Annotated in this window: 8 protein-coding genes; 4 read left to right on the forward strand and 4 right to left on the reverse strand. The window is 68.5% G+C overall.

Annotation, left to right across the window (positions count from 1 at the left end; translation table 11 throughout):
- The first annotated feature begins 11 nt into the window (after nucleotides 1-11).
- Genes kdsA through D7X99_RS41205 form a run of 3 tightly spaced genes read left to right on the forward strand, consistent with a single transcriptional unit; the run spans nucleotide 12 to nucleotide 2,121 of the window.
- The gene (gene kdsA, locus D7X99_RS41195) at nucleotides 12-848 is read left to right on the forward strand and encodes a 3-deoxy-8-phosphooctulonate synthase (RefSeq protein ID WP_121782500.1); all 837 of its coding nucleotides are present in this window, start codon (nucleotides 12-14) and stop codon (nucleotides 846-848) included.
- Nucleotides 849-871: 23 nt separating this feature from the next.
- Entirely contained in the window at nucleotides 872-1,447 is a 576-nt protein-coding gene (locus D7X99_RS41200) for an HAD family hydrolase (protein ID WP_120581569.1), read from the forward strand.
- 44 nt (nucleotides 1,448-1,491) lie between these two features.
- Complete coding sequence (locus tag D7X99_RS41205; RefSeq protein WP_120562008.1) at nucleotides 1,492-2,121, forward strand: response regulator; 630 nt, start codon at nucleotides 1,492-1,494, stop codon at nucleotides 2,119-2,121.
- Nucleotides 2,122-2,244: 123 nt separating this feature from the next.
- Here the strand turns inward: D7X99_RS41205 and D7X99_RS41210 are convergent, their stop codons facing one another.
- Both D7X99_RS41210 and D7X99_RS41215 read right to left on the reverse strand, forming a co-directional pair.
- Nucleotides 2,245-2,694 carry an Hsp20/alpha crystallin family protein gene (locus D7X99_RS41210; RefSeq protein ID WP_233614195.1) on the reverse strand — a complete coding sequence of 150 codons (450 nt, stop codon included), beginning with the start codon at nucleotides 2,692-2,694 and terminating at the stop codon, nucleotides 2,245-2,247.
- Nucleotides 2,695-2,919: 225 nt separating this feature from the next.
- The gene (locus tag D7X99_RS41215; RefSeq protein WP_120581566.1) at nucleotides 2,920-3,114 is read right to left on the reverse strand and encodes a CPXCG motif-containing cysteine-rich protein; all 195 of its coding nucleotides are present in this window, start codon (nucleotides 3,112-3,114) and stop codon (nucleotides 2,920-2,922) included.
- Between the two features lie 81 nt (nucleotides 3,115-3,195).
- Between D7X99_RS41215 and D7X99_RS41220 the strand changes: the two genes are divergently transcribed.
- Nucleotides 3,196-4,056: a general secretion pathway protein GspE gene (locus D7X99_RS41220; protein WP_121782498.1), complete on the forward strand. Its 861-nt coding sequence runs from the start codon at nucleotides 3,196-3,198 to the stop codon at nucleotides 4,054-4,056.
- Nucleotides 4,057-4,068: 12 nt separating this feature from the next.
- On the opposite strand, the gene serB is transcribed toward D7X99_RS41220, so the two are convergent.
- Together serB and D7X99_RS41230 are read right to left on the reverse strand one after the other, a co-directional pair.
- Nucleotides 4,069-5,265: a phosphoserine phosphatase SerB gene (serB, locus tag D7X99_RS41225; RefSeq protein WP_121782499.1), complete on the reverse strand. Its 1,197-nt coding sequence runs from the start codon at nucleotides 5,263-5,265 to the stop codon at nucleotides 4,069-4,071.
- 74 nt (nucleotides 5,266-5,339) lie between these two features.
- Nucleotides 5,340-6,243: serine/threonine-protein kinase (locus D7X99_RS41230; RefSeq protein ID WP_147476414.1), on the reverse strand; the 904-nt coding region annotated here is incomplete at its 5' end.

Below are 6,243 nucleotides of genomic sequence, written 5' to 3' on the forward strand. Positions count from 1 at the left end.
CCGGTGCGCTCATGAGCAACACCCCCTCCATCGAGCTGTGCGGCCACAAGGTCGGCCCCGGCCAGCGCCTCTTCGTCATCGCCGGCCCGGACAGCATCGAGTCCGAGGAGATGGCCCTGCGCCACGCCCACCTCCTCAAGGGCATCACGTCCCGGCTGGGCGTTCCGTATGCCTTCAAATGTTCCTATGACAAAGCCAACCGGACCAGCGGGAAGTCCTTCCGCGGTCCGGGTTTGAAGGAAGGTCTGAGAATCCTGGACCGTGTCCGTCGGGAGGTGGGGGTGCCCGTTCTCACGGACGTCCATGAAACCAGCCACGTCGGGCCTGCCGCTGAAGTCGTGGATATCATCCAGATACCGGCGTTCCTGTGTCGGCAAACGGACCTCGTGGAGGCGGTGGCCCGCTCGGGCAAGGGGGTGAACTTGAAGAAGGGACAGTTCGTGGCCCCCAAGGACATCGTCCACTCGGCGCGCAAGGCCGTGGAGGCGGGCAACCCCAACGTGCTCGTCACCGAGCGCGGCTCCTCCTTCGGCTACAACAACCTCGTCGTGGACATGCGCGGCTTCGCCCAGATGCGCGAGGCCGGCCTCGTGGTCTGCATGGACGCGACCCACGCCGTCCAGCTCCCCAGCTCCAGCGACGGAAAGACAGGCGGTGAGCGCCGGTTCGTCTCGCTGCTCGCCCGCAGCGCCGCCGCCGCCGGGATTGACGCTTTATTCACAGAAGTCCACGAAGACCCCGACCGTGCCCTGTGTGACGGTCCGTGCTCGCTCAATCCACAGATGTTCGAGGACGTGCTACGAGATGTACTCAGCATCCGCCGCGCGCTGGGTCACGAAGCCAGTTGATGCATGCGAAAGGTGAGGAGGCCATGCAGACGGAAGCGCCTTCCAAGCCGGGCAAGGAAGAGCTGACGTCCCGTGCGTCGCGCGTGCGACTGCTCGTGTTCGACGTGGATGGCGTCCTCACCGACGGCGCGCTGTATTACGGCGACAACGGCGAAGTGATGAAGCGCTTCAACGTGAAGGACGGCCATGCGCTCGTCATGGCCCGCCTGGTGGGCCTGCCCGCCGCCATCCTCACCGCGCGCACGTCCCGCATCGTCGAGGCGCGAGGCCGAGAATTGGGCCTCGCCGCCATCTTCCAGGGCCGCAAGGAGAAGGGTCCCGCCTTCCTTGAATTGCTCGCCCAACTCCAGATACCCGCGAATCAGTGCGCGTATATGGGAGACGACCTGAACGACCTGGACCCCATGTCACTCTCAGGGCTGTCCGCCTGTCCGGCGGATGCTGTTCCAGAGGTGCGCCAGGAAGCAGACTTCGTTACGACGAACGTGGGCGGTCACGGAGCCGCCCGTGAGCTTGTGGAGCTGTGCCTCCGTGCCAGTGGCCGTTGGGATGACGCCGTGGGTCTGATGAGAAGCACAGATAAACGCAGCACGTCGTAGGGTGGGTTGATCAAACCCCGCATTCAAGGTAGGTGTTTATTTCCATGGCTAGTGGAACGATGCAGTCCGAGGGGAGTACGGCGATGACGGACCAGCTCTACACGACGCACGACATCAGTCGGTTGCTTCAGGTGGACCCGTCGACGGTGAGCAAGTGGATTGACCGCGGCATCCTGATGGCCTTCCGGACTCCGGGTGGCCACCGCCGGGTGCGTTCGACGGACCTGCGCACCTTCCTGGTCACCCACCAGATGCCCGTGCCCGAGGAGCTGGGTAGCAGCACGGTGCGCCTGCTGGTCGTGGACGACGAGCGCCCGGTGCTGGACGCCATCAAGCGCGCGTTCAAGCCGCACGCGAACCAGGTGGAGCTCCAGACCACCACGAGCGGCGTGGAGGCGCTGCTGCTGGTGTCCGAGCAGAAGCCGCACGGGATGATCATCGACCTCAACATGCCGGACATCGACGGCATCGAGGTCTGCAAGCGCATCCGCGCGCGCAAGCAGATGGAAGGCGTGCGTCTCATCACCATGACGAGCATGCACACGCCCGACGTCGTGGAGCAGTCCAAGCAGGCCGGCGCGGTGGCGTGCCTGGCCAAGCCGCTGGACGTGACTCAGGTAATGGAGCTGTTCCGGGTGCCGCTGGCGCTCAACACCAGCGCTGCTCGCAAGTAACAGGGCGGGGGCTTCCGCCGGCCACCGCGGAAGCCCTCGGGTCGCAACGATGCTTGCGGGAGTCGCCGCGCCTCGCGGCAGCGAGGGCAGCGGCCTCCCTGATGGGGTGTTGATGCACGCGCATCAACCCTGGACCTTCACCTCGACGACGCGGGGCCTGGTCTCCTCGCGACGCGGCAGGGTGAGGGTGAGCACGCCATTGTCGTAGCGGGCCTCCACGCCGGTCGCGTCCACCGTCTCCGGCAGGCGGAACTGGCGCGCGTACACGCCCGAGGCGCGCTCCTGGCGCCGCAGGGTGCTGCCCTCCGGCACGGCTTCGGCCTTGCGCTCGGAGCGCACGGTCAGCACACCGTCCTCCACCTTCACCTGGATGGCCTTGGCGTCATGGCCCGGCAGGTCCACGCGCAGCGTGATGCCGGACTCGGCCTCCAGGATGTCCGCCGCGGGCGTGACGGTGCGCTCGGCGTCATCGCGGACGCCCGGCGAGGCCAGCTCGCGGAAGATGAAGTCGAAGTCGCGCAGCAGCGGGTGGGTGACAGCGGCGTTGTTGAAGGGATAGCGAGCGTTCAGCATGGTCGTCTCCTGTTCGTGACGTCCCTTGGGACGCACGTCGTGCGGGTTCACGGTCGTTGTTGAAGTGGGTGGCCGGGACCCTGTTTCCAGGAGCGCCCGGCAGCGCCTCACAAGACTCAAGAGAACCATGCTTCGGGACGTGTCAAGGAACGGCCCCGCACGTCCTGGAGCTCCCGCGAAAGGCCTTCGTGCCCGCCCGCCTGCTCTCCTGGCGGGGGGCCAGGCTCAGTCGTCGTCGCGGCCCAACGTGACGGCGGCGCCGTCCTCTCCGCGGGTGACGTGCACCTGCCAGGGGCGGCAGCAGACGGGGCAGTCCTCCACGTAGGACTCGGAGGAGGCGCCCAGCGAGTCCACGTCCACTTCGACCTCTTCGCCGCAGTACGGGCACATCTGGGTGGCGGCGTCCGCGAATGGCTGCATGGTCCAGCCTCCTTGCTTTCAAGCCATGTTCGGTGACGTGGACTGAGCGTCCGCGCCATCCGACGCTAGAATCCCCACCCCATGGCTCCCCCTTCCCGGAATCGCATCGCGGACATCCTCGTCAAGGCGCGCGTCATCGACGAGTTGCAGCTACGCAGCGCGCTCGCCTCACTGGACCAGTGGGGTGGACGCGTGTCGCGCGTCGTCGCGGACCTGGGGCTGGCGTCCGAGGAGACCATCACCCAGGCCATCTGCCAGGGGCTGGGAATGCCGCGCGTGCAGCTGGGCAACCTGACGAAGGACGCGGCGGCGCTCGCCCGCGTGGAGGTGGGGCTCGCCGAGCAGAAGGGCGTCTTCCCCGTGCAGCTCAAGGACAATGGGAAGACGCTGGTGCTGGCGATGTCCGACCCCACGGACCTGGCCACGTTGGATCAGGTCGCGGCGCGCAGCCGCGCCCGCGTGGTCCCCATGGTGGCGGGCGACCGTGAAATCGAGCACGCCATCCTGCGCCACTACCGTGGCCAGGAGCCGGTGGAGAAGAAGCGCTTCAAGCCCGACTCGGACAAGCAGCAGGACGCGGGCGAGCTCCCGGAGGAGGAGGAGTTCAAGGTCGTGGACATGAGCGGCAAGACGGTCGTGAAGCGCATCAGCGACATCGTCGACCCGAACGCCGCGCCGCCGCCCCCCGCCGCCCCGGCCCCCGCGGCGCGCGCGGCCCCCGCGCCCGCCGCGAACGCGGGCTCCAGCGCCTCGGACATCCTGGATGAAATCCTCGCGGGCGGCGCGCCCACCTCCGAGTGGACGGAGGAGGACCTGGCCCGCCTGCAGACGGTGCAGCAGAACCAGGAGAAGAGCTCGAAGATTCTCCGCGCCCTGCTGGAGCTCGCCTTCGAGAAGGGCGCCGTGCAGCAGCGCGAGCTGGCCACGCGCATGCGCCTCTGACCCTGGCTTGTTTCAGCCCACCTCGCGCAGCTCGCGCGCGGTGAGCCCCAGCAGCGTGAGGATGGTGTCCAGCCCGCCGGCGGAGATGGACGTGTCGGCGGCCTCGCGCAGCTTCGGCTTGGCTCGGAAGGCGATGCCCAGCCCCGCCTTCTCCAGCATCAGCAGGTCATTGGCCCCGTCACCCACGGCGATGACCTGCTCCAGCAGGATGCCCTCCTGCTTCGCCAGCGTCTCCAGCAGCTCCGCCTTGCGGCGCGCGTTGACGATGGTGCCCAGGGTGCGGCCGGTGAGCTTCCCGTCCTGGACCTCCAGCACGTTGGAGTACGCGAAGTCGATGCCCAGCCGCTTCTGCAGCGCCTCCGCCGCCACGGAGAAGCCGCCGCTGATGACCGCGGTGCGGTAGCCCAGGCGACGGAGCACCCGGATGAGCGTCTCCGCGCCTTCCGTGAGCGGCAGGTTCGCGGCCAGCTCGTGCAGCACGCGAGCGTCCAGCCCGGCGAGCAGCGCCACGCGCTGACGCAGGGACTCGTCGTAGTCCATCTCCCCGTGCATCGCGCGCTCGGTGATGGCGGCCACCTTCGCGTGGACGCCGTAGGCACGCGCCAGCTCGTCGATGACCTCGATGCGGATGAGCGTGGAATCCATGTCCATCACCACCATCCGCTTGCCGCGCCGGTAGAGGCTCTCGCGCTGGAGGGCGACATCGAACGTGGGGCTCGCCATGGACAGCGCCAGCAGCGCGCGCTTGAGCGCTGACGTGTCGGCGTCCGGCGGCAGCGTGACGTGCAGCTCCACCGCGGCGAGTGGCGTCTCGCTCAGCCGGGTGATGCGCTCCACGCGCGCGTTGCCCGCCACCAATTGTTGCGTCAGCGCATGCACGTCATGCAGGCCCAGCGCCTTGCCCACCGCGGTGACGACGTAGCGCAGTGGCTCCGGCCCCGGCGCTGGAGACGTGACGGCCGGAGGCACCGCGCGGACGTCCACCGTGACGCCCAGCTCCCGTGCCAGCTCGGGGAGCGCCTGGAGGGACTCTCCGCCCGGCAGACGCACCCACAGGGCCAGGGTGAGCAGGCCCTGCACCACCACCTGCTCCACGTCGAGCAGCTCCGCGCCCGCTTGCGCGAGCAGGCCGGTGAGGCGGGCGGTGGTGTCGGGGCCGTCCCTTCCGGTGACGGTGAGGAGGACGCTGTCAGAGGGGCGCGTGTGCATGACGCACCGCACTCTGACAGGTCCATGCGGGGACGGGCGAGCCTCGCGAAGAGGCCCGCCTGCCCGGCCGACGGCTACTCCTGCGGATCCGACGACAGGACGAGCGAGCCGCGCTCCAGGTACTCGCGCTCCGGGAAGGCCTTGTAGAAGTCCGCCAGCATCGCGTCCACGTCCGGGTAGCGCTGCTCGCGCCGGTCCTGCGTGGCCTTGTCGAAGAGCTGATCCAACCCGCTGGGCGCCTCCGGGTTCACCTCCGACGGCAGCGGCGAGCGGCGGCCCGGAATCTGACCGGTGAACATCTCGTAGAGCAGGATGCCCAGGGCGTACACGTCCGCGGCGGGACCCGCCTCCTGGACGCCCTTGTTCATCAGCTCCGGCGCCATGTAGACCATGCCGCCCGTGCCCACGAACACCTGGGGCATGCCCTTCGTCGCGTCCACCTCCACCACGCGGCTCATGCCGAAGTCGGAGAGCTTCGCGTTGCCGTACGTGTCGAAGAGGACGTTCTCCGGCTTGATGTTGTGGTGGGTGAGCCCCGCGGCGTGCGCGGCCTTCAGGCCGTACGCCAGCTGCAGGAAGGTGCGCAGCGCGTGCTGCACGTCGATGCCCTTGCCGCCGGCCGCCTCCAGCTTCTCCTTCAGGCTGCCGCGCATCAGCTCCACCACGAAGTAGGGCCGCGCCGAGTCCACGTTCTGGTCGAGGATCTGCACCACGCCCGGGTGGCGCACCTGCGCCTGCGCGCACAGCTCCTTCTTCAGGCGCTTGAGCACCTCACCGCGCTGAAGGAAGGAGAAGTAGCCGAAGATGTCCTTCAGCTCCTTGATGCAGATGTCCAGCCCCAGGGCGTTGTAGCGGCCCTTGAAGACCGTCCCCAGCGGCCCCGTGCCAATGGGGTCGAACTTCTGGTAGCGCAGGTCCAGGTCGCTGGTGCCCTTCGCGGCGGCGGCAGCGGCGGCGGCATGGGGGACCGGGGCTGCG

Source organism: Corallococcus sp. AB032C (assembly GCF_003668935.1).
GTDB lineage: Bacteria > Myxococcota > Myxococcia > Myxococcales > Myxococcaceae > Corallococcus > Corallococcus exiguus.

Bases quoted from the DNA above. Each gene is read 5' to 3' on its own strand.
- kdsA (WP_121782500.1), top strand. From the start codon at position 12: ATGAGCAACACCCCCTCCATCGAGCTGTGCGGCCACAAGGTCGGCCCC.
- D7X99_RS41200 (WP_120581569.1), top strand. From the start codon at position 872: ATGCAGACGGAAGCGCCTTCCAAGCCGGGCAAGGAAGAGCTGACGTCC.
- D7X99_RS41205 (WP_120562008.1), top strand. From the start codon at position 1,492: ATGGCTAGTGGAACGATGCAGTCCGAGGGGAGTACGGCGATGACGGAC.
- D7X99_RS41210 (WP_233614195.1), bottom strand. From the start codon at position 2,694: ATGCTGAACGCTCGCTATCCCTTCAACAACGCCGCTGTCACCCACCCG.
- D7X99_RS41215 (WP_120581566.1), bottom strand. From the start codon at position 3,114: ATGCAGCCATTCGCGGACGCCGCCACCCAGATGTGCCCGTACTGCGGC.
- D7X99_RS41220 (WP_121782498.1), top strand. From the start codon at position 3,196: ATGGCTCCCCCTTCCCGGAATCGCATCGCGGACATCCTCGTCAAGGCG.
- serB (WP_121782499.1), bottom strand. From the start codon at position 5,265: ATGCACACGCGCCCCTCTGACAGCGTCCTCCTCACCGTCACCGGAAGG.